At 49.9% G+C, this 21,407-nt stretch carries 19 protein-coding genes; 4 read left to right on the top strand and 15 right to left on the bottom strand.

What is annotated here, in order from left to right:
* Window positions 1-3: 3 nt before the first annotated feature.
* From ACO08I_RS14420 to ACO08I_RS14380, 9 genes are all read right to left on the bottom strand, one after another.
* Window positions 4-1,386, bottom strand: coding sequence for a CsgG/HfaB family protein (locus ACO08I_RS14420; RefSeq protein WP_421949668.1), 1,383 nt, complete (start codon window positions 1,384-1,386; stop codon window positions 4-6).
* Between the two features lie 195 nt (window positions 1,387-1,581).
* Complete coding sequence (locus ACO08I_RS14415) at window positions 1,582-2,022, bottom strand: curli production assembly/transport component CsgF (RefSeq protein ID WP_421949667.1); 441 nt, start codon at window positions 2,020-2,022, stop codon at window positions 1,582-1,584.
* A gap of 46 nt (window positions 2,023-2,068) precedes the next feature.
* A complete protein-coding gene (locus ACO08I_RS14410) occupies window positions 2,069-2,881 on the bottom strand; it encodes a CsgE family curli-type amyloid fiber assembly protein (RefSeq protein ID WP_421949666.1) in 813 nt (270 codons plus the stop codon).
* A gap of 16 nt (window positions 2,882-2,897) precedes the next feature.
* Window positions 2,898-3,473 (bottom strand): hypothetical protein, encoded by a 576-nt coding sequence (locus ACO08I_RS14405; protein WP_282781435.1) that lies wholly within the window; start codon window positions 3,471-3,473, stop codon window positions 2,898-2,900.
* A gap of 68 nt (window positions 3,474-3,541) precedes the next feature.
* Window positions 3,542-4,333, bottom strand: a complete 792-nt coding sequence (locus ACO08I_RS14400; protein WP_421949665.1) for a hypothetical protein — start codon at window positions 4,331-4,333, stop codon at window positions 3,542-3,544.
* Between the two features lie 255 nt (window positions 4,334-4,588).
* Complete coding sequence (locus tag ACO08I_RS14395; RefSeq protein WP_421949664.1) at window positions 4,589-5,863, bottom strand: hypothetical protein; 1,275 nt, start codon at window positions 5,861-5,863, stop codon at window positions 4,589-4,591.
* A gap of 407 nt (window positions 5,864-6,270) precedes the next feature.
* Window positions 6,271-6,642: a helix-turn-helix domain-containing protein gene (locus ACO08I_RS14390; protein ID WP_282781431.1), complete on the bottom strand. Its 372-nt coding sequence runs from the start codon at window positions 6,640-6,642 to the stop codon at window positions 6,271-6,273.
* Window positions 6,643-6,808: 166 nt separating this feature from the next.
* On the bottom strand, window positions 6,809-7,204 hold the full coding sequence (locus ACO08I_RS14385) for a helix-turn-helix transcriptional regulator (protein ID WP_282781429.1): 396 nt from the start codon (window positions 7,202-7,204) through the stop codon (window positions 6,809-6,811).
* Window positions 7,205-7,566: 362 nt separating this feature from the next.
* Window positions 7,567-8,817 (bottom strand): M16 family metallopeptidase, encoded by a 1,251-nt coding sequence (locus ACO08I_RS14380; protein ID WP_421949663.1) that lies wholly within the window; start codon window positions 8,815-8,817, stop codon window positions 7,567-7,569.
* A gap of 194 nt (window positions 8,818-9,011) precedes the next feature.
* Between ACO08I_RS14380 and ACO08I_RS14375 the strand changes: the two genes are divergently transcribed.
* Together ACO08I_RS14375 and ACO08I_RS14370 are read left to right on the top strand one after the other, a co-directional pair.
* Entirely contained in the window at window positions 9,012-9,749 is a 738-nt protein-coding gene (locus ACO08I_RS14375; protein WP_421949662.1) for a TonB family protein, read from the top strand.
* 1 nt (window position 9,750) lies between these two features.
* Window positions 9,751-11,130 carry an energy transducer TonB gene (locus tag ACO08I_RS14370; RefSeq protein ID WP_421949661.1) on the top strand — a complete coding sequence of 460 codons (1,380 nt, stop codon included), beginning with the start codon at window positions 9,751-9,753 and terminating at the stop codon, window positions 11,128-11,130.
* 140 nt (window positions 11,131-11,270) lie between these two features.
* On the opposite strand, the gene ACO08I_RS14365 is transcribed toward ACO08I_RS14370, so the two are convergent.
* Window positions 11,271-11,924: a DUF3800 domain-containing protein gene (locus tag ACO08I_RS14365; RefSeq protein ID WP_282781421.1), complete on the bottom strand. Its 654-nt coding sequence runs from the start codon at window positions 11,922-11,924 to the stop codon at window positions 11,271-11,273.
* A 425-nt stretch (window positions 11,925-12,349) separates the two neighbouring features.
* Here ACO08I_RS14365 and scpA point away from each other — a divergent pair, with 425 nt between their 5' ends.
* Window positions 12,350-14,494: a methylmalonyl-CoA mutase gene (gene scpA / locus ACO08I_RS14360; protein WP_421949660.1), complete on the top strand. Its 2,145-nt coding sequence runs from the start codon at window positions 12,350-12,352 to the stop codon at window positions 14,492-14,494.
* 17 nt (window positions 14,495-14,511) lie between these two features.
* Window positions 14,512-14,763 carry a hypothetical protein gene (locus ACO08I_RS14355; RefSeq protein ID WP_421949659.1) on the top strand — a complete coding sequence of 84 codons (252 nt, stop codon included), beginning with the start codon at window positions 14,512-14,514 and terminating at the stop codon, window positions 14,761-14,763.
* A 29-nt stretch (window positions 14,764-14,792) separates the two neighbouring features.
* Here ACO08I_RS14355 and ACO08I_RS14350 read toward each other — a convergent pair whose 3' ends face one another.
* The 5 genes from ACO08I_RS14350 to ACO08I_RS14330 form a co-directional block, all read right to left on the bottom strand.
* Window positions 14,793-15,608, bottom strand: a complete 816-nt coding sequence (locus ACO08I_RS14350) for a hypothetical protein (RefSeq protein ID WP_282781416.1) — start codon at window positions 15,606-15,608, stop codon at window positions 14,793-14,795.
* A 460-nt stretch (window positions 15,609-16,068) separates the two neighbouring features.
* On the bottom strand, window positions 16,069-17,571 hold the full coding sequence (locus tag ACO08I_RS14345) for a TlpA family protein disulfide reductase (RefSeq protein WP_421949658.1): 1,503 nt from the start codon (window positions 17,569-17,571) through the stop codon (window positions 16,069-16,071).
* A 74-nt stretch (window positions 17,572-17,645) separates the two neighbouring features.
* Window positions 17,646-18,626, bottom strand: a complete 981-nt coding sequence (locus tag ACO08I_RS14340; protein WP_421949657.1) for an NAD-dependent epimerase/dehydratase family protein — start codon at window positions 18,624-18,626, stop codon at window positions 17,646-17,648.
* 126 nt (window positions 18,627-18,752) lie between these two features.
* On the bottom strand, window positions 18,753-20,135 hold the full coding sequence (locus ACO08I_RS14335) for a sensor histidine kinase (RefSeq protein WP_282781412.1): 1,383 nt from the start codon (window positions 20,133-20,135) through the stop codon (window positions 18,753-18,755).
* 4 nt (window positions 20,136-20,139) lie between these two features.
* Window positions 20,140-21,348 (bottom strand): FIST signal transduction protein, encoded by a 1,209-nt coding sequence (locus ACO08I_RS14330; protein WP_282781411.1) that lies wholly within the window; start codon window positions 21,346-21,348, stop codon window positions 20,140-20,142.
* Window positions 21,349-21,407 lie beyond the last annotated feature (59 nt).

The following is a 21,407-nucleotide window of genomic DNA, read 5'->3' as shown; positions in this document are numbered from 1 at the left end:
TGCTTATTTGTTAATGAAAAACTTCACGCCTGCCCGTACCCGCCAGAGGAGGTCATTGTAGCGCCCTGAGCGGATATCGTCCAGCTCATCGGTGAAGAGAAAGTGATAATCAGCGCTGGCATCAAGCGCCATCCAGTCATTGATATAAAATTCCATGCCGATGCCGGTATTGGCCTTAAGGTAAGTCTGTCCAGTCCCGCCTGCGGAAAGGGTGTTGGTCTGGTCCAGGATTGCACCGGCTCCAAGAAACAGGTACGGAGAAAGCCTGTCTCCCGGAAGTATACGTGTAATGAGGTTGAGGTCACCGTACAGGATACGTTCTTCATAGAGCTCGGAAGCTACGGCCAATTGGCTGGTGCCGAGGTTGAGCTGAGCCTGAAAGCGTGGGGAAAGGGAAATGCCAAGGCCTACCTCTGCACCAGGCCTTAATCTTGACTGGGGGTAGTCGCCATCGTAAATCATTCCGCTGGCAGCAACAGTGATGGATGCGCCGGCTTCCCGGTCATAAAGGGTACGGCCAAGCAGTTGGGTCTCCTGCATTTCCGCCCGCTCCTGCTTGAAGAGAGCGACTTGCCGGTCTGTAGCTTTCTGTTGCTCCGGGTCTGCGGCCCATAGTCCATCAATCAGCCCCTCCATAACGAGTGCATAGACGGCTTTTTCTATCGCCTCTGTTACGGCCATTTCGGAAGGTTCGTTGTAGGTGAACCCGGTTTCTGCTTCCAGTAATCGCTGGAACCGTACGAAGCGGAAGAGGCCGGCATCGACCGACTGAGACAGAATGGTTTTGGACGTATAAACGGTCTTGAGGACTTTGCCGTTGGAAGTGGAAATGGCCCGCAGGTAGACGGTAACCCGGTCTTGGCGGTACTGTCCGGAAGCGCCGGCTCCAAAATAGCGGAGCCCGGCTCCACCCGTTACAATATTGGCATCATAGGAAACGATGCCCCCTTCCAGGATAATGCCGGCAAAGAGCAGGGGAGGGAGCACCGGGCCGGCATTGTTCTGTTCGTACTGCTGCCGGCTGGAGCGGATGATTTTACGTTCATTGAGCAGATTAGCCACATTTTCCCGTTCAATAGGGACAAACCAGCCGGAATCATCCATCGCTTTGATAAGGATACTGGTACCGCCCTGTGTGACGGCTGTTGACCAGTTGGCGCCAATCTCGGCGGGCCGGTACTGCCCGGACTGATCGCGGAATTTATATACGGCAGCTACAACTTTCTCTCTGGGCAGGGGCAACCGCCGCAAATCATCGGTGATTTCTGTTTCCTCGCCCAGCCGGGCAGGGGAGCTGCTCAGGGGCTGGTTCATGTATGCCCCACAACTGCTGAGCAGGAGCATCACGATCAGGCTTGGCAGCCAGGTTTTAAAAATGAAATTCATAGTGATTAGAGTTTGGAGCGCCCTTGTGTTTGGAAAAAGCTTAGCCACCCATCTAGCCTATAGAGGAAGACAAAATATATCTTGCTTTCAGTTCATTAAGGCCAGGGCAGCCAAGCCATCCAAACTCTACCTTTCAGCCAAGGGCTTAGTTTTTATAAATACAGGGGGGAGGGGCTGTATTTTACTTTGATTTGGTTAGAAATAGGGTACTGTGATTTGAGTCTGTCCTCCATTGGCGAAGTCAATAATAGTCACGTTGAGCCCGTCCAGGCCAGGGACCACAGTGATTTCAAAGTCGCCGAGGTTGTAAGTGCCTTCTTCCAGCCCGAATTCACCAAACTGGCTGGTGACCAGTTGGCGGGAGATCTGGCTAAGCAATTGACGGTTGAGGGTTTCCGTGAAGTTGTCCAGTGAGCTACGGCTGTTGGCTGGACTCCGCCGGTCTGCATTATTCTCCAGCGCGGGGTCTGTGAGTCCGTTCTGGACATTTGCGGAGTTGAGCATCCAGCTGTAGTTGAGGTAATTGCCGCCAAAGGCAGGGTTCTTAGGCTGGTAAGTGAAATCCTGCGCATGCAGGGAGGATTGCCCTGCCAGCAGAATCAAGCTGAACATGACAAGGAAGGAAAAGGGTTTCATGGTTTCAAAAATTTAGAGTTTGGAAATCATTCCGAAGCAGTGAGGCTTAATACAAGCCGCTGCCAGTTTGGTCGCCTTCGAGCGCCTGCTCGACCTGCGCCTGTTGTACTACTTTTTGGTTGATGTAATTAGCCACTGCCTCGGCAAGCTCCCGGATCAGTTCGGATTTGGGCGGGAGCATTCTGGCAAAGACCTCTTCGCCATCGAGGATGACATTGATGCGGGTAGACCTTCCCGGAGCAGGTTTTTCTTCAATGCGTATAAGGTAGCCCAGCTGTGTTTGCGGCTCCTGCCAGCTTTGATAGAAAGCCTCGTAAAACTCCTGCCCGGAGCGTGTGCGGGTCTCATCCACGATGAAGCCGCCACCGAGCTCTATATCCTGTCCGGCTGAGCCGTACCCGTTTTGCGGGCCATTTTTTTTTATATCCGGAGTAGGTGAAGGAGCCGCTTTGGGCTGGGTATCTTTTTTGGGGATCTCACCAACAACTTCCCTGGCCTGTGCGAGAAGATTTTCACCTTCGTAAATATCCAGTGTAGCGAGTACGTAGCTGCCATCATCGATGTTGACAGACGTGACGGACAGCCGTCGCTCGCCCTCATGGCCAAGTTCAAATGATCCGCCCTGTTTGGAGGAGGACCGGTTTTGCCGGGTATCTATCCTGAGCATGGTGAGCTGGTAGGACAAAGACCGGTCTCTCCCGGAGTTATTGGTGCAGTGGGCGGAAAGTTCAAGCTGGCCATCCGTTTTCGTGACCTTTAGGGTGGCTAGTATATCTTCCGTTTCTTCTGTTTGGGCAACAGCGGCAGTGCTGAAAAAGAGTCCCAGGAAGACGATAAGTGCTGTAATCCTGAAATTCATGGCTTAAGTTTTTTAATTACTGCCCCCGTTCCGGATAGAAGGAGGAAAATTGGATTTGAATATTGGCACCACCGGATTGCCGGACCACGAAAGGGTTTTGGGTGGCCGGTGTGAGGCCATCTTCGACCTGCTGCAGCTGATTGCCATTGCCCTGTTGCTCAACGATCATGTTGACGCCATCGACTTCCGGCGTGAATCCTGCGGGCCCTGAGCGGTCGTAAAGGTTATTATCACCCTGCTGGGCTACGATCATCCGGTTGTTATCGCCACTGAAGCCCCCAAGGTTCGCCTCGTTGTAGAAGCCCTGCTGTGTGACGAGGAGCTCATTAGCCTGCCCGGTATTGGAAAAGTTGATATTGTTGAAACTGCCTCGTTGTTGGAGGTTCAGGCTTTCTTCCGACGTTTGTTGCTGCTGTATAAAGATGTTATTGTTATCGCCCTCCTGTAGCACGCCGAGCCCTTCGGACAGCCCCAGCTCATCCAGGTTGAGCCCATTGTCGAAAAGGGCCTGAGGGGCAGGTGCATTTACGGGCTGACTGTAGCCGGTTATCCAGGCTGATGCGAAAGCGAGGAAAAAGATGAAGTTGCGCATGAGTTTGGAATATCTTGGTTAAGAAAAAACCCGCAGTGCAAAAACCTTGCACTACGGGCATTATGATCTTATGGTGTAGGGCCCTGCTTAACAACGCAATTGTTGTTATTGCCAAAAACCGCTACATGCGAGTTGTTGAATGCTCCGGTCTGTTGGACATCCACCATATTCATGTTACCGAGAATGCCGACTTCAGAGGTATTGAAGCTGCCATTCTGTGAAATATTGATGGTATTGTCGCTACCGATCATGTTAATCGTTGACAAGTGCCCGGTACCATCCTGGTCAATCATTGAGCGGTTGTCGTTACCGAACAACTCAGTGATCAGGGAGGTATGCCCCAGGCCATCCTGCCGGACCTCAGCATAATTATTACTGCCACCAACGTCCCCCAAGACGGAAAGGTGGTCGTTGCCGTTTTGGTAAATATGTGCATCATTGGCATCCCCCATCAGCTGTCCTGCAACTGAGGCGTTATTGTTGCCATTTTGGTAAACTGATGCGTAGTTTTGGTTGCCATTGATCTGCCCGATGAGTGAGCTGTTGTCCTCACCGATCTGATCTACGTAGGCCTCGTTTCCAGTGCCGGTTTGAAAGGTACTGGCAGAATTTCGGGAGCCATTTTGGTTGGTGCGGGCGGTATTGTTGGTACCATCCTGCACTACGATAGCTTCCCCTTCGAATGCATCACCAAGCCCGGCCATCCCCTGATTGATTTCAGCGGAGTTGCTGCCGGTTTGGCTGACGCTTACTTCGTTTTCATTGCCTTGGGTATTGATAAGGGAGGTATTTCCCAATTGAGCAAAACTCAAGGTATGGATGACCAAGAACAGACTTACCGTAAAAAATAAATTTTTCATTGGTTCCTGAATTTGAAAGTGTGCAAAAGCATGGTCGATAAAGAGTTTGGAAACTTTTGTTGTCATCCTAAGGATGGGAGAGCAAGCCTTTGATGACTAGCCCTCCCGATCTTCTTAGCATAGCGGACTTTTCACAAAGTTTAGGGAAAAACCATCTTCCCTTATGAAGATGTGTAAAGCCGAGCTATGTTTCTGTAGGATCTACTTTGCTATAGTCATTTCCTTTCTTCATCTGACTTTCAGCAATTCAGTTGATTAAAGACCGTTGTTCTGATTAACAGTGATATTGTTACCGTTGCCAACTGCGCGGTTAGTAGACATGTGGTTTTCACCAGTCTGATTGATAAGCATTGTGTTGTTATCACCACCGATGAGTACACCATCCTGAGACCACTGGCTGCTGGAGGTCACTTTGTTACCAGTGCCATCCTGATTAACATCAATATCATTGAATGCGCTGCCATCACCTAGTCCACCGGAAATAGTGTTGTTGTCTCCATCCTGCATCAGGTCTATCGTGTTGTCATCAATGGAGCCAGAACCACCAACTGGAACGGCGAGACCGTTGCCGTCAGCGTTAATGAAGATACCGTTGTTGTCTCCAAGCTGGCTGGAAGTGATTGCATTACGGCTGCCTTGCAGCTCATAGCGGGTGCTGTTATCGTTACCATCCTGCATTGAAGTAATAGTGTTATCGTCATTCATACTTCCAGTCATGAAATCGCTGTAGGCATTACCATCGCCCAACTGAGTAACCGTAGTTTCGTTAGCGTCACCTTTCTGATTGACAGCAGCAGAGTTATCGTCACCCATCTGTGTGATTCCGAAGTTGGCAGCGCCGCCTGGAGTAGCATCAAAAGGAGCTGAACCAACGTTGTTACCGTTACCATCCTGGTTAACATCAATGGAGTTACCAGCACCATTAGATGTAGTGCTTGCCTCGTTGCCGCCACCGTTTTGGTCAATTTCGGCATCATTGCCACCTAATTGGCGTACGAAAATACCGTTGTCATCTCCGACTTGGCGCAAGTCTGCGTCATTGGAGCCATTTTGGTTCAGGATAGAGGAGTTGTCATCACCATCCTGGAGCTGGTACCCACGGTTACCATCAATGCCGCCCTGAGCGTTTGCACGAGCAAGGTTGTCATCACCTAGCTGAGTCTGTGTATGCACTTGTGTAGCAGAAGTAGCAGTGTTGCCAAATGTAGTCTGCCCCTGTATGAAGGCGCTGTTGCGATCACCATCCTGAAGCTGTGTAGCGATGTTCCAGTCACCTGCCTGATCAGTTACGGCTGTATTGTCGTCACCCATCTGGTCGATATCTGCACTGTTATCATTGTGAGGTAGTGCAGCTGGTCCAGGAGTGCTTGCGTCTCCCTGTTCAACGGTGGCACTGTTGTTCTGACCGGTTTGGTCTACAGTAGTGGTGTTGTCGTCACCCACTACATTTACGTCTGACTTGTTTGCCTGAGCCATAGCCAGGCTTACGCCCAATACAAGGGCAAATGCGGTTAAAATTACCTTTTTCATTGTTCTAAGGTTTGTGTTAATTAGGTTTATTAAAAAATGGTTGTTCACTGTTTTTGAAGCATAGCTCGGGCATTGCCTCTGGATGCAACAGCACACTAAAGGGCAAAGAAAGGGCTGCCGCCGTACAGGCTACTTAATGTGCTGCACAGCGATACCATACCCTGCATCTGCACATTCCATCACGCAAATAGCATTCAGGGAATATGCATGACAGCATAGCCGGTTCGGAATAGCCGAAATGTAAAATTGTAAGCGGGGGAATAATGAGTGGGAAGTCAATCGCTGGTCACTTCCCGGAAACTTAAATCAGTTATTCATAGTGTTGTATGTCCCTCCATAAGGACAATACAAATGTAAGTAAGGTATTCCGCACAATTCTGACACCTTATGCCACAATTCTGCCAAAGTCAGTTATTCTTGATTTCTTCATTAGGACGCACACCATAATGCTTATAATACACGCTGGAGAAGTAATCCGCTCTTTGGTAGCCAACCATCTTCGCCAGTTTGTTGAGGTCTCCTTTATAGCCTTTCCGGATAATCTCTCTGGCTTTTAGCATTCTGGCCTTGCGAATATATTGGTTCGGTGTTTTGCCCGTCAGTTTTTTTAACTTGCGGTAAAATTGCCGTTCACTTACGAATAGCCGCATCGCTATTTGTGCTACTACAAAAGAAGTGTCTTTCAGGTTGCTCGTAATGATACGGTCAACTCTTGCCAACCACTCTCTTTGCGCTGGAGAATGGTTTGATTTTGATGCTTTGGTTGAAGGGGATAACATAGCTTTGGTGATTGATTGTGATTGTTCCGTGCAGCTGGTAAAATCCGTGATGCTCTGTGTGGTGTGCAATGTGCAACCTTGCAGAACAAAAGCCGGAAAGGACGTCCTGTGCAGGAACGTTGGTTTAATTGCATATTGGCTGGTCTCTCATGGTGAGCCCTGATCTTTAAAAAACATCAATAGACTGGCTGGGGCGAAAACCATATCGTGACTCGAATAGCTTAGAGAAGTAATTGGTTTTCGCATACCCAACCAGGTTGGCCAAATGGCTTATGCTTTTTACTTTTCCAGCATCTAAGAGTGCTTTTGCACGCTCCAGGCGCCAACGTTGCATAAGTTGGTTAGGGGTGCGGCGGGTAACTTTTTTGATTTTCCGGTAAAATTGGCGTTCACTCATGTGCATTTGAGTGGCAATTTCATCTACGGTAAGTGAAGGCGTAGATAGCTGCTGTTCTACTTTCAGCTTAACTTTTTTGAGCCATAGCTCATCCTCACTTGGCGGTTTGCTTTTTTGAAGGTCCCCTTTTGCAATTGAATGAAGGAATGGTGTTGTGTTGGACATTGGGTTCGGTTTAAGTGCTCTATCATTCACCGTGCATACCTGTCCTTGTCAGCATTCAATCTGTTGAGCATAGGCATACTTTCTACGTCAGCCATAGGCTCATTGTAATTTGTGTAAGAGGGATACTTTTTGATATTAGGGCTAAGGCAGTAATTGTTTTCTTAAGAAAATGAAAAGAGTTAAAGCCAGTTGGAATAACCTGGTAAAACAGGCTGTAGTTTGCCCTAATATTAATGATGAGATAAAGGTAAGATTTTTCCAGCCTATTATTCTGCCAACATTGGTGGTTTTGGCTAATTATGCTTGGTTTTGTAACAGGGCTTCCAATTTTAATATTGGTTTAACATCAAGCATGTTGATTTTTACGTTATGTCGGCAAGTTTGGCCTTATAAAACAGCTCCGAACAGTTCTCTTCGGTGAGAATGGCATTGGCGGCCCGGTGCAGGTCTTTGGTGGTAATTTCCTGGTATAAAGCGGCTTCCTGATTGATGAGGTCTGCATCGCCGAGCAACTCGAAAAAGCCAAGGTTCATGGCCTTATTGACTACATTGAGCTCTGAGAAAATCAGTGTGCTTTCCACCTTGTTCTTTAATTTTTCCAGTTCTCTCTCCGGTATTGGAGAAGCTTTGAGCAATTCCAGTTCCTTCCAGATTGCTTCCGCTGCGGCTTCCAGGCTTACCCCTTCTGCTGGCTGGCCTTCAATAACGAGGAGGCCGGGGTCTATACTTCCGGTGACGTAGCAATCAATGGTAGTAAAGAGCTGTTGCTCCTTTAGCAGCCTGCGGTACAGGCGGGAAGAGCTGCCATTGCTGAGCACATCAGAGATCAAATCGACCACATAGTAATCCCTTTGGTAGCGCGAAGGCATATGAAAAGCCAGGTATAGCGCATCCACGGGCACATTGGCTTCATTGATGCGTTTTTCGAACCGCTTCTGTGGGGGCTCCTGAGGCAGTTGCCGCTTTCTTTCTGGGCCACGGGGGATTTCACCAAACCACTTCTCGGCCAAACGGCGGACTTCAGTAGTAGTTACATTCCCTGCTACAGATAAAATGGCATTATTAGGCCGGTAATGGGTGTAGAAAAAGTCCTTCACATCCTCAATTGTAGCATCTTCTACATGCTTGGGCACTTTTCCAATGGTGGGCCAGCGGTAGGGGTGGACCTTGTAGGCCATGTCGGCAATATGGTGCCATACATCCCCGTAAGGCTCGTTGAGGCAGGTCTCTTTGAACTCTTCGAGCACCACTTTGCGCTGCACCTCCAGCACCTCCTCATCAAAATTGAGGGCCATCATGCGGTCGGATTCCAGCCAAAACGCCGTTTCCAGGTTTTCGGCAGGCAGCACCTCGTAGAAGTTAGTGATGTCATTGTTGGTAAAGGCGTTGTTGTCGCCCCCTGCCATTTGGATGGGCGTATCAAAATCAGAAACATTGGCAGAGCCGCCAAACATCAGGTGCTCAAAGAGGTGGGCAAACCCGGTCTTCTCCGGAGATTCATCTCTTGCCCCTACATTATACAGCACGTTTACTGCCACCATGGGGGTGCTGTCGTCCTCATGAACGATGACCCTCAGGCCATTTTGGAGTTCAAACCGCTCGAATTGTATCACTTGCTCTGGCTTATTTTGTTTCCGTTAAACTACTATATGGACACTGCTTGCACAGCGATTGTCCGCTATTTACTGACAAATGCTTGAAAAATCAAGCCCTATGCACCAAACAAGAACATTTCTGCATCTGTCAGGTTGTAATCGATTCCCGAAAAATTAACCACACTGGGCCCGGTGGCAAAACCATTGCCATCATGAAAAGAACAGATATTTCCCGCCTGCGGTATGCCCGCAGCGCCAATCTTCAGCTTGGCCTGATCGCCGCTTTAGGTCTGGTGATCACCGCTTTTAACTGGACTATAGAAGACCACTTTCCTGACCGTTATGAAGAACGTATGCTGACTAATGAGCTGGAATACGAAGTGGTGCGCACCCAATCCGCTCAGCCCCGTCCTAAACCACCGCAGCTACCTACTGCCGAAATAGAACCTGTGGAAGAGCCCATTGCGGCATTCACACCGGAGCCGGTAATCATTGACCTGCCCGTTATTTCAGAACCCGGCCCTGCAGTTGGCACACCGGAACCGGTCATTTATGAACCTGCGCCAATACCGCCCAAACCTAAAGACGAAGCTCCACCTGTTTTTAAGGTCGTGGAAGAAATGCCGGTTTTTGGAGACTGTGCTGTATTGCCTTTAGCCGAGCGGGGGAAGTGCTCCGACGCGGCTTTGCTCAGCTACATCTACAAACACATCCGCTACCCGGGAGCAGCCCGGGAAAATGGCATAGAAGGAACCGTCTATGTGCAGTTTGTGGTGGAAAAGGACGGTAGCGCGAGCCAAGTCAAAATTCTTCGGGATATTGGCGGGGGCTGCGGCAGAGAAGTGGAGCGGGTGGTGGCCAAAATGCCGAAGTGGTCAGTGCCGGGCAAACAGCGGGGGCGGCCGGTGCGTGTACAGTTCAACCTGCCTGTCAAATTTAAACTTCAATAGAATGCACCGGATACTTTTGTTTTTGCTTTTAGGGCCGCTTTTAGCTTGGGGGCAGGCGGAAGAAGGTGCCGCTAAGGAAGAATCTATCTGGCTTAACGGCGATGAACCCCCTTACCTTGCGGCATGTGCAGGAGACAAGGGGCAACGCCGGAGTTGCACAGAATCGTTGTTTTGGGATGCTTTATTAGGCAATCTTGTAAGCCCGGAAATAACAGATCGCCTCAACCCTAAAGCTTATATAGTTTTGCAATTTGAAATTACTGCTGAGGGCTATATGGAAAACGCCCGGATTGCCATAGACCGGTTGGGGCCCTCCTTCGCGGATGCTGCTTTAAGTGCTTTATTGAAAGTCGTCAATAAGGCTGAGAAAATGCGCTGGGTGCCATTCAAATCGTTTGGCAGGGCTCATCGGGTGACCTACAATATACCTCTCCGGGGGTATCATTTTTTAAGATTGAGGGCGTCACAGAACAATCTGGCAAACAAGAGCAAAGAAGATTCTGTAGTTGTGATGCTCACTTTCAGAGGCGCTGGAATGCCTGGTCAGAGGCAGGTGGCTCCATATGCTGTGCCTCAGTTAGCAGCTTGCAATGAGAACACTGTAAAGGGGGGCGTCAGCGAATGCACCCTGTCCCGAATTCAGGAGTACTTGGGAGCCCATTTGCGCTGCCCTTCGCAAGAGAAAGGCTTTTCGCCTCAGTATCCTGGCGTTACCGCCCGCTTTATCATCCGCGCAGATGGGCAGATGGAGCCGGAAGCAGAGGTGGTCCGGACGATTGGGCCAGAATACGGTCGGGCTGTTCGGTTGCTTCTCCGGCAAATGGCTCGCGATACTTCTATAAGGTGGACGCCGGGTGAACGCAGCGGACAGGTTGTGGACACAGAGGTATTCCTTTTTGTGCCTTTGGAAATCTTTGAGCAGGCCTGTTTGAGCAACCCAAAGCTTTTGACACCACCACCCCCGCCGCCACCCCCGCCGCCGATAATCCGTTGCAGTGAAATATTCAAATGGGTGCCAAATATGCCCCGCTTTCCAGGCTGTGAGGATCTGGCAGACCGGAGTGACCGGGAAAAATGTGCAAAGGAGCAATTGAATGCCTACCTGCAATCAAACATTCAGTACCCGGAAGAAGCCGTCCGCCTTGGCATAGAAGGCACAGCTAAAATCCGGTTCATCGTGGAAAAAGACGGAACAGTGAGCAGTGAAACTATTGTGCGTGATCCTGGCGGCGGGCTGGGAGAGGAGGCGTTGCGTATTGTGCAATCCATGCGCCAACAGGGGATTCAATGGGTCATTTCCGGAAGGTCAGGGAGTCGGGCTGTTGATGTGCAGTTTATCGTTCCAGTTGTATTCAGGCTGTCTGACCATATGAAAAAATAAGAATTACTGGTAGTTTTTCGACAGAGCAGTGGCCTGAAGTTTGGGCCCTGCTCTTTTTTTGATTCGACTGCAGTGTGCCAGCGCGGGCAATACAAAGTAAAACGAGTTAATCGCTGGCAATGAGATTTCAAGTCGACATCCTAAAAGAATAATTCCTTTACCTCAATACTTTGAGATAAAATCTGGAATGGCTCTTCTACTTCGTCTTCGTACTTTCTCCAAATGAAATTTGCGATCCAATCAATAAAAATTAGCCTTTTGTTGTTGTGGCTTTCTTCCGGCTGGTAGCTTATTCTCACTGTTGAGCTACGATTGAACCATAACTCCGTTTTCAAAAGATCCGGGTAACTATTAAAACTTTCTCTTGGGACACTTCTTTTATCAGGAATAACATTAACCTTCTTTAGGGCGATGAGATTAGAACAAAGGGCTTCCTTTGCCATGTAGTTGTACAGGATGTTTTCGCTATTTTCTTCCTTGATGCAATCGGGGGTCTTAGATTTTTTGGCAGTTATCGCTCCTATTATAATATTTGGATGCCTTTTGAGCATATTCGAAATATCCCTGGCCATTGACCTGGCTCTTTTGTTTGAAAAGTCAGACCCTTTATATTCTTTTTCTGAGCCCCTCTCTTTATTGAATTTGGTGACGAACCTGTTGATGTGCTTATTTTGTTCATTTGGTATGATTAGGTAGGCAATAGTAAAGAACTGACTTGACCCTCCTTTCCTGAACCTTCTATCCAAAATCCAGCCGAGGTCTCCGCTCTCGTCGAAGTAGGCATCGTAGTCCATTTATCTTTGGTTCCCGGGGGTTAAAAAAGAGGTCTTCAGCGTGATACTAAAGACCTCTTTTGAAGAAGCAACCTACCGGCGACGTACTCAAATTACGTTTAGGATAATGCGCAGTGAACTACGGATCGTCCCGCTTGGAGTAGGATTTTTAAGTCTTCTAAACAAAAATATGTCTTTTTAAGAAAGCATGCAACTGTTCCATACAGTTTTGTATAACAAATCGGTGAAGATATACCTGCGATCCTCTTCGATATACAACTATTTGTTTAGCATCCGCGCTCCAGGCAGAACTTTCAGGAAAAGGTAGCTACCGTAAATCTTTAATTCAGTGTTTTTGAGGATTTGTTTGACATGGCCTGACAATTATCATTCGAGTCCTAATCGGCTGTTTCTTATATTTGGAGCCGTATCAAAAGCCATCTATTATGCCACGCCCGGATTATAGCAAGCTCGAACTAGACTTTGACCTGCTCACCGATCAGATCCCTGAGGGAGAAGCCTGGGAAACCCCTGAGAAAATTGGAGTGCCTCCTTCGGTCACCCCTGATTTTTCCAAAGACCTAAAGCATTTGGCTTACGCTGCCGGATTGCCGCCCTACCTCAGGGGGCCATATAGTTCCATGTATGCCGTTCGCCCGTGGACGATTCGGCAATACGCTGGCTTTTCTACTGCAGAGGAGAGCAACGCCTTCTACCGCCGAAACCTGGAGCAGGGACAAAAAGGCTTGTCGGTCGCTTTTGACCTGGCCACCCACCGGGGTTATGATTCTGACCACGAGCGCGTAAGTGGCGATGTGGGCAAAGCAGGCGTGGCCATCGATTCTGTAGAGGATATGAAAGTCCTCTTCGATCAGATACCACTGGACAAAATGTCGGTGTCCATGACGATGAACGGGGCGGTGATCCCGGTCATGGCCTTCTACATCATCGCAGCCGAGGAGCAAGGAGTGAAGCCGGAGCAACTTAGCGGCACCATTCAGAACGACATTCTCAAGGAGTTCATGGTACGGAACACTTACATTTATCCGCCGCTGCCATCTATGCGGATTATTGCGGATATCTTCGAGTACACGGCTAAGCATATGCCACGCTTCAACTCGATTAGTATCAGTGGGTACCACATGCACGAAGCCGGGGCTACGGCTGATATCGAACTGGCTTATACCCTGGGCGACGGGCTGCAGTACATCCGCGCCGGTTTGCAAGCCGGTTTGAAGATTGACGACTTTGCGCCCCGCCTGTCCTTTTTCTGGGGCATTGGCATGAACCACTTTATGGAAATTGCCAAGATGCGGGCTGGCCGTATGCTTTGGGCTAAAATTGTGAAGCAGTTCAATCCGGAGAACCCCAAGTCCATGGCGCTGCGTACGCACAGTCAGACTTCCGGTTGGAGCCTTACCGAACAGGATCCTTTCAACAACGTCGGGCGTACAGCCATCGAGGCGCTGGCGGCTACGCTGGGCGGCACACAGTCCCTGCACACCAACAGCCTGGACGAAGCGATTGCGCTGCCCACGGATTTCTCTGCCAAGATTGCCCGCGATACACAGATCTACCTCCAGAAAGAATCGGATATTACCAAAGCGGTCGATCCCTGGGCCGGCTCTCACTACGTGGAGTACCTGACCAATGAGTTGGTCAACCGCGCCTGGAAACTGATCGAGGAGGTTGAAGAACTGGGCGGCATGGCTAAAGCGATTGAAGATGGCCTGCCTAAACTCCGTATCGAAGAAGCGGCTGCCCGAAAACAGGCTCGCATTGACAGTGGAAAAGATCAGATTGTAGGCGTCAATGTGTTCCGCCTGGATACGGAAGACCCCATTGATATCCTGGAAGTGGATAATACGGCTGTGCGGGAATCCCAAATCCGCCGTATCAATGAGGTGAAAGCTAACCGTAATGAGGAAGCGGTTCAAAAAGCACTGGAGGCCATATACGAGTGCGCCCGCACCGGGGAGGGCAACCTTCTGGATAAAGCGGTAGATGCAGCAAGAGTCCGGGCTACCCTTGGTGAAATTTCGGATGCGATGGAGCGCCACTTCGGCCGTTTTGTAGCACAGACCAAGTCAATATCCGGAGTGTACTCCAGTGAAATTAAAACCGATCAGGAATTCAAAATGGCACATGAGCTGGCGGACCGTTTTGCAGCACTGGAGGGCCGCCGTCCTCGTATTATGGTAGCCAAGCTGGGGCAGGACGGGCACGATCGTGGTGCCAAGGTGATTGCGACAAGCTTTGCTGACCTGGGCTTTGATGTCGATATTGGTCCGCTCTTCCAGACCCCGGAAGAAGCGGCGCGTCAGGCTGCAGAAAACGATGTGCATATTCTGGGCATCTCTTCTCTGGCTGCCGGCCACAAAACGCTTGTTCCGGCTACTATCAAAGCCTTGGAGGCCATTGGGCGCGAAGATATTATGGTGGTGGTAGGTGGTGTCATCCCCGCTCAGGACTATCAGTATTTGTACGATCAGGGAGTTGTGGGCGTTTTCGGGCCTGGAACAAAGATTGCCAAAGCGGCCTCGCAAATTTTGCAGGTGTTGATTGAGGGCGTAGAGGAGACTACCGTATAAAAAAACACCCCACCTCAATGGGAACGGAGGTGGGGCATCTAACCGCTAATTTTTTGGAACAGCCGGGTGGACTCGTGCCGGGTTATAACCCCCCTTTTGGATATGCTCTGCACGAAATAGCCAGCAACTTAAAAATCAGCAGCGGTAATGGTATTGATTTGACTAAGATTAAAATGGGTCAAACAAACGAACAAATTGTTTATAGTGCTTCACAACGCTCATCTGCGTCGGGAGAATTGCTTATAGCTAAGGGTGTGTTTCCGCTTTAAAGATAACTTTGTGATCATCACTGTCACAATCAGGCAGTCATAGCAGACACCTTGGGTTCGAAGCTTCGGATTTCCCGCACGAGGCGGTCATTAGCACGAGGGGCAAAAAGCGAAGCCATGCCCTCGCGGTCGTCCTGTACTTCAATGCGCAGCTCTTTGGCAAAACGCTTCGCCAAATCGCCCATGCTACAGGCAAATGTTTTGGTTTTGCCCATCGCCATGAACTGATCAATAACAGCGGTACGGATTAGCTCATAAGCATCAAGTTGCAACAGCATTTGCCGTTGTGTTTTGCCCTGAGCGGGTTTGCCCATCGCCATTAGTTTGCGCCTCAGTCCGGTCGCAGAATAGCCCAGGACCTCAGCACGGTATTTCCACCAGTTGGCGGTCTGACCGCCGTTGCGGGCCTCGTATACTTTAAGGTGGCTCTTTTCTGCCGCTTCCTGACAGGACACCATGCTCATCGCCTTGGTCAGTTCCAAAACCTTCATCACATCTTCTTCATTGAGGCGGGCTGTATTGGCTTGCGCTTCTTCCGATTCAGTATGCGATAACAGTTTGGCATACTTCAGCTTCACCTTGCTTTTGGACGACAGGCAAATGAGCTTGGCCAGCTCTACGGTCAGGTAATAATCCTTTAAAATTGGATTGCCCTTGATCTTCCGGTTGGCGAAGTCACGAAGCTTCTCAGGCCGGCGGATGTCATCCCGGAACTCGTAGATGTCCGTAATCCACCGCTTCACATTGGTCGCGTAGTGGTGGTCGGTGAGCTGCAGCGCCTGATGCAATTCAGTAGCGGCTACTACTTTCGTTCCTTTTTTGCTGATGTAAATGGGCAGGTCCATATGCTACGTATCTGATTACGTATACAAAAATGCACGAAATGTTTTTATTTGTCAAGTTTTTAAACAAATAATTTTTCACTTTTTTGTTGCTTCTCTTTTTTTGTTGCTTTAGTTATTGTTTGTCAGGTGTTTAGGGGTGTGATTTTTAGAGGGTTATTCCTGTTTAAAATAGAGTTTAATTTATTTGGTGATGTTTTAGAGGGCGATAAAATGGAGGGTTGTTTTAAATGAGTAGCTTTAAATTAGCCCTGCAAGGCCTTGCAACAGTTACTTGCAGTTTGCGCTCTCAGGTTAGGAAAGGGGAATGTATTTTAAGAAATCGCGTTATTTCTTAAAGTCAACTTTACCAAATCACGTAATTTCCAAAAAGTTGGGAAACCTACCACCAAGCCACCTACGACACGGTAGACCAGGACAACTTTCTAAACTTTGTGGTGTAGCGCAACCGGGGCGTACGCTGCTACTTGTCTGTATTCACAAGCAGCCCCAGTCCCCCCATTTTTTGCAGCAGCGCTTCATTGACACTGAGGTCATAGTCTATGGGGCCACCCACGACTTCCAATTCTGTTGAACCCGGTGGGATGAGGGCGTGGCTGGGATAGCCGCATAGCTTCAGTTCTCCGCAAAGCTGTTCGGTCTGACGGGCGGTGAGCAAGTGGTGCGCTCCACTCAGGTTATGCGCTTCGATGACGGACCTCCACCTCGGCTCCGGCGACCGGGAGGCGAGGAACAGCGGTTGCACCCGGCTGGTATCCATTTTGGCCAGAAAGGCATTGTAGTGCGGTATTTCCCGCATACAGGGGCTGCACCAGGTGCCCCAGCTGACCAGATAGATGTACTTTTCCTGGTAGGGCTGCAGCAGCTGCTTCAGGTCTTCGGAGGCTAGGTCTATACTTTGGGCATCGTTATTGGTGGGCGCGATTTCCGGGTTGGTATAAGGCTCGTAGAGCGCTTCCAAATCTTTGAGGAGGCCCTCGTGGGTAATATGCGCTTTGTATTCTTCGTATAGTGCCCACCGGTCAGCATCTGTTAGTTGTGTAGACTCTGCCAGGCTATACAGAGACCGGATTAGCAGGGCTTCGCGCAGGGTTCGGTTTTCGGTTGCAAAGGCAGCTTCGAGCATAGCCCGTTTGATCACCTTTGCATCGCCCCTAATATTTTCGAATTCGTGTAGTTGATATTGGGTCTCCGCTAGAAAGTAATGGTAGTATACATTCAGGAAGCGGCGGTAATATAAATTGGCCTCATAGCTGGGATGGTATTTAAAACGGTCTACGTCTGCTGCGTATTGGGGTGGGAATGCCACGGTAGAGGGCTGTATATCCTGGCTCAAAGGTTTAAACAACCGATAGTTCAGCTTCTGCCTCAGGTACTTGAAGTATATATCGTTTTGTGCCCACTGATATAAAAAAGGGTGTAGTTCATGCGCATCATGGTAGGCCTCAAGAAAGGCTGTTCGCCGCGCGCGGATGGTCTGCAATGCCGCCAGAAAGGAGTCGATTTCCATGGTTTCCATCTCTTTGGTATACACATAATTGGGACCATCGTCCAAATCTGCTTCCAGATATGCGTGCAATTGCTGATGCAATTCCTCCGTGATTGCACTGCCGCTGACCCCTAACCCATCCTCGCCACGGTAAACCAACTCTATATGTTCGTTAGGAATCAATAAGACATGGTGGTACTCCCGGGCTCCAATGAAAGCTTCAATGGTATGTGGTAACTCCAACTCCAGCCGAAATCGCCCCATGCTGTCAATAGGGCACCGGTGCCGGACCGCCTCCCCGGAGTTCAGGTCATCGTAAGACACTACAAGTGCTTCCACATCACTAGCGGGGCCATAGGGCACTACAGTTCCAGTAAGGACGGTCTTGCCAGGCTCCATTAATGCGGAATCTTCCGGTGTGCAGCTGACGGTAAACAGGGCTGCGATGGTCAAGGTAGTAAGTAAGAGGTCGCGCATAGCAGTAGGGTTTCTTATAAAAATAACCATTTTTCGGTTAAATGTCTACTGCTCAGCGCTTTTTGCTATCAGGATCAACCGGTTTCCTGCTTTGCAATGCTGCGGTGTAAAGTTTTTGGCGTGCCAAAGTTCTGCACCATCCTTCCCAGTCCCTCCTCGTACCCCGTCACTTCAAAACCCGGGAACCGCTCCCGAAATTTCCGGTCGGACATCACATAGGGGTAGCGGAACTGATAGCCCATCTCCCGCACTTCGCGCAGGGGCGGGATGAACAAGCCGGTCAGGCGTTGCAGCCAGAATGGTAGCATGCGGGCTTTGAAAGCAGTGCCAAGAAGCTGGTTGAAAATAGTTGTGGCCTCCTGCATGGTAATGGGCGGGTTTACCGGCAGGTGCCAGGTCTGCCCGTAGGTGTCTTCCGCCAGAGCCAGGGCAACCAGCGCCCGGCCAATATCTACTGTATCTGAATACGTATGAGGAATGTCGGGTGGAAAGAGTAACTGCGGCGCCTTGCCCTTCAGCATGTGCTCCAGGAAGGAAACATAAAGCATGCTGTTGGTGGCGTAAGGCCCGTAAAAGTCGGCCGCCCGCCCAATAACGGCCTGTACCGTTCCCTTGTCCATAGCGCTTTTCAGCAAGTCGAGGGTAGCCTTCCTGGCTTTGCCTTTCTCGCTTTCCGGCTGTTGAGGATGGGATTCGTCAAAGGGTTGCTGAAGTGGAGCCGGGCCATACATGTACACGTTGTCCAGGAAGATGAGCCGGGCATCGTTTGCCGCACAGGCATTGATGACGTTGCGCATCAACAGCGGCCAGTCCCGTCTCCAAACCAATGCAGCATAGGGCAGCCCTACGCACAAATAGACGTGGGAAGACCCGCGGATGGCCCGATGGGCGTCTTCCACCTGCAATAAATCTGCGGGCACTGTGGCTATTCCCGATTTATATATGGAGCGGCTGACGGCACGTGCCGGAAGCCCCCGGCCGAGCAGCTCATCGACAACGGCCCGGCCAACTGCGCCGGAAGCACCAAGGACGGTGTGCAAATTGTAGTGAGGCATAAACAATGATTTTGCCTTAAAGCTAAGGAGTGGTCATGCCCCAGTCCACCTTTTTGCCGCCAAGGGCCGTAAAGCGCTGGCGAATCAGCATAAAACCAAAATGAAGCGTAAGTAGCGAGAAAACGATTATTCCTCGGACTGCCTGTACGGCAAGGTAAAAAAGAACGTGCTCCCTTCACCAGGGCCAACGGATTCCACCCAAATCTTGCCTTTGTGCTGCTCCACGATCTTCTTGCAAATACTCAGACCCAGCCCGTTGCCTTCAAACTGCTGCTCCCGGTCGGCCCGCTGGAATAAACCAAAAATGCGTTTCTGGTCTGCTGGCCTGAGCCCGATCCCGTTATCCTTAACGGCAAACCGGTACCCATTTTGTGTAGGCTCTGCTTCCAGATGGATGAATGGCATACGGCCTTCCGGGGTGAATTTGATGGCATTGATGATCAGGTTCTGGAGCAACTGTTGCATTTGCCGGTAATTGGCCTGAATGGTGGGCAGGTTTTGGTATTGAAGCTGAGCTTTACGCTGCTGAAGGGTCAAAGACAGTTGCCCTTCAATTTTGTAAACCAATTGTTGAAAGTCCACCTCTTTCATGTCCTGTACAGAGGAGGTCGACACCCGTGCATATCGAAGCAGCGCATCTATGATATCACTAAATCTTTTGACCTCTTCCCAAATCATTTCGATGTACTCGCGGCTGGCCGGGCTGATGCCAGACTGATCGCGCCGAAGTAGATCAGCAAAGCCCTGCACATTGCGCAGTGGTGCTTTCAGGTCGTGGGAGACCACATAGGCAAACTGTTCCAACTCCGCATTGGAGCGCAGCAAATCATTGGCTTTGGCTTCGAGCATCTGCTCCATGCGGCGGCGCTCCCTGATTTCCTGTTTGAGCAGCTCATTGGTCCGGAAATTATACATCAGGTAGCTGGCCTTAGTAGCCATTACGGTGAAGGCGTGCCGGTCTTTCGGGTTGATGGGGTCATAAAACCGCTGATCGGCTTTCTGCTGACCAGCAACGACGAGACCGTAGAAGGAGTTGTCGGGGCGGTACATAGGAGCTACGAGGGCGTCCTCCAATTGCAGAAAAGCCAGTTTGGTTTTAAAAGACGGGTGCTCGCCCAACAAAAAACCTGCACGCTCAGGCAGGTCTTTGGACAGTAATGGCAATACGCAGGGAATCACCGTATTGTTGAACCCAAATTGCCCAATGACCTGAAGTTGTCCATCCTCCCGGCATTCAGCAAATAAGCAGTGGGGCTGCTGAAAAGCTTGTATGAAATACTCCGTTGCCACTGTGGCAAAGCCTTCTATAGAATCCTGGAAAAGGCCTTCTTTACTAAAATCCTGTATGATTTTGAACCGGTTGAGTTCCTCATCAAGCTCGTTCTTGATAGAGATCAGCTGCTGCTGCGTGCTGATACCACGGGTGACCCGGTCTTGCAATTCTGCGCAGAGCCGGCTCAGTTCTTCATAGCTGAGCTTATCCTGGTCTGAGGAGTCAACGGGGTCCATAAGCCTATCGTCTGATCAGTGCATAAATTGAAGTCGTATAGTTGTGAAAAAGGTTTTTGGCTTTTAACCGGGTGAATTCCCCAAACCCATACATGCCCAGCCAGGGTAGGGGCGTGCCCTTAGTAAGGGGCTGCTGCATATTCTCGATAATCTCATCCTTGACGATTGCGTCAAACATGGCCCGGCCGCGCGCTGCACAGTCCGTGTGGAAAACCGCAGCCACTTCCCGGTTGCCAATTTGGGCCGTTAGGCGCTTCATCATTCGGTCCAGTCCGCCAAAAATCAGTTCTTCGTCTCTTTCCACTATCCAAAGGCGGGTGCCCTGGGGGCAATCTACCGGCATATAAAAACTACCGTCTTCATCTACTTTCACGATAACCCGCAGGATATGATTATTATCATAAGGTTCCCGAAAGTCTTCAGGCAGTAGTTCTGCCATACCCGCTACCGGGATACAGGGCCCGGGGTGAGTATCCGCCGGGAAGTCAAGCTTGCTCATCAGATAAGGCCACGCTGCCTCTCCTTCTATCTCGATAACCCGGTTGCCTTCTGACCGGGTCACCGAAAAAGGTTGCCCAATGGGTACGCTGCCGTGGTGCACGCCCATTTCCACTGTCAATGTGGGGTCAGAATAGCCAATCATGATCGCTCCCCGTTCCAATACCTTACCATCAGCAAACTGGTAGGAGCTAATAGCGCGCATATTATCAGAGCTGGTGCCGCCAAAAATGGGAATGTTCTCTCCGAATACAGACTCAATGCCTTCAATGGCACGGTCGGCAGCAATATCAATACCAGAGGCGAGAAATTGTATCATATTGATATCCGCTCCTGTTGTTTTCAGTTCCAGTGCCATTTTTCGGGCTTCTTCATAGGAGTTGTGCCCGCGGATGTTGTCGCAGCTCGTCACATGGTATTCCTGTGCTTCGCCGGGTACGATTGCCATCACTCCCAGTGCACGCATACTTTCATTGGCGCCTTCCTTGCCAATTACGCCCGCACAGGTACAACCTACGAGCTCTGCCTGCGGGCAAACTTCGCGGGCACCAGCTATGATTTCATCAAAGTCGTGCCCAATGGTACTATGAACCACGATCAGCATTTTATCCCGAAAAGTGCTGGGCGGCGCTTCACCTAACGCAGCAGTAAGGCACTGCTGAATGGCCTTTTTAGAATTAACCTGCCCGTTGCTGGCAGAATAAAAATTCAACATCGTTTTGGTGTTTAGTTGAGTTTGGAGAAAAACATTTGGCGGCAATTGGCATTTAAATA

This window comes from Phaeodactylibacter xiamenensis (assembly GCF_965229835.1).
Lineage (GTDB): Bacteria > Bacteroidota > Bacteroidia > Chitinophagales > Saprospiraceae > Phaeodactylibacter > Phaeodactylibacter xiamenensis.
This window is presented reverse-complemented; position numbering and strand designations above follow the sequence as displayed.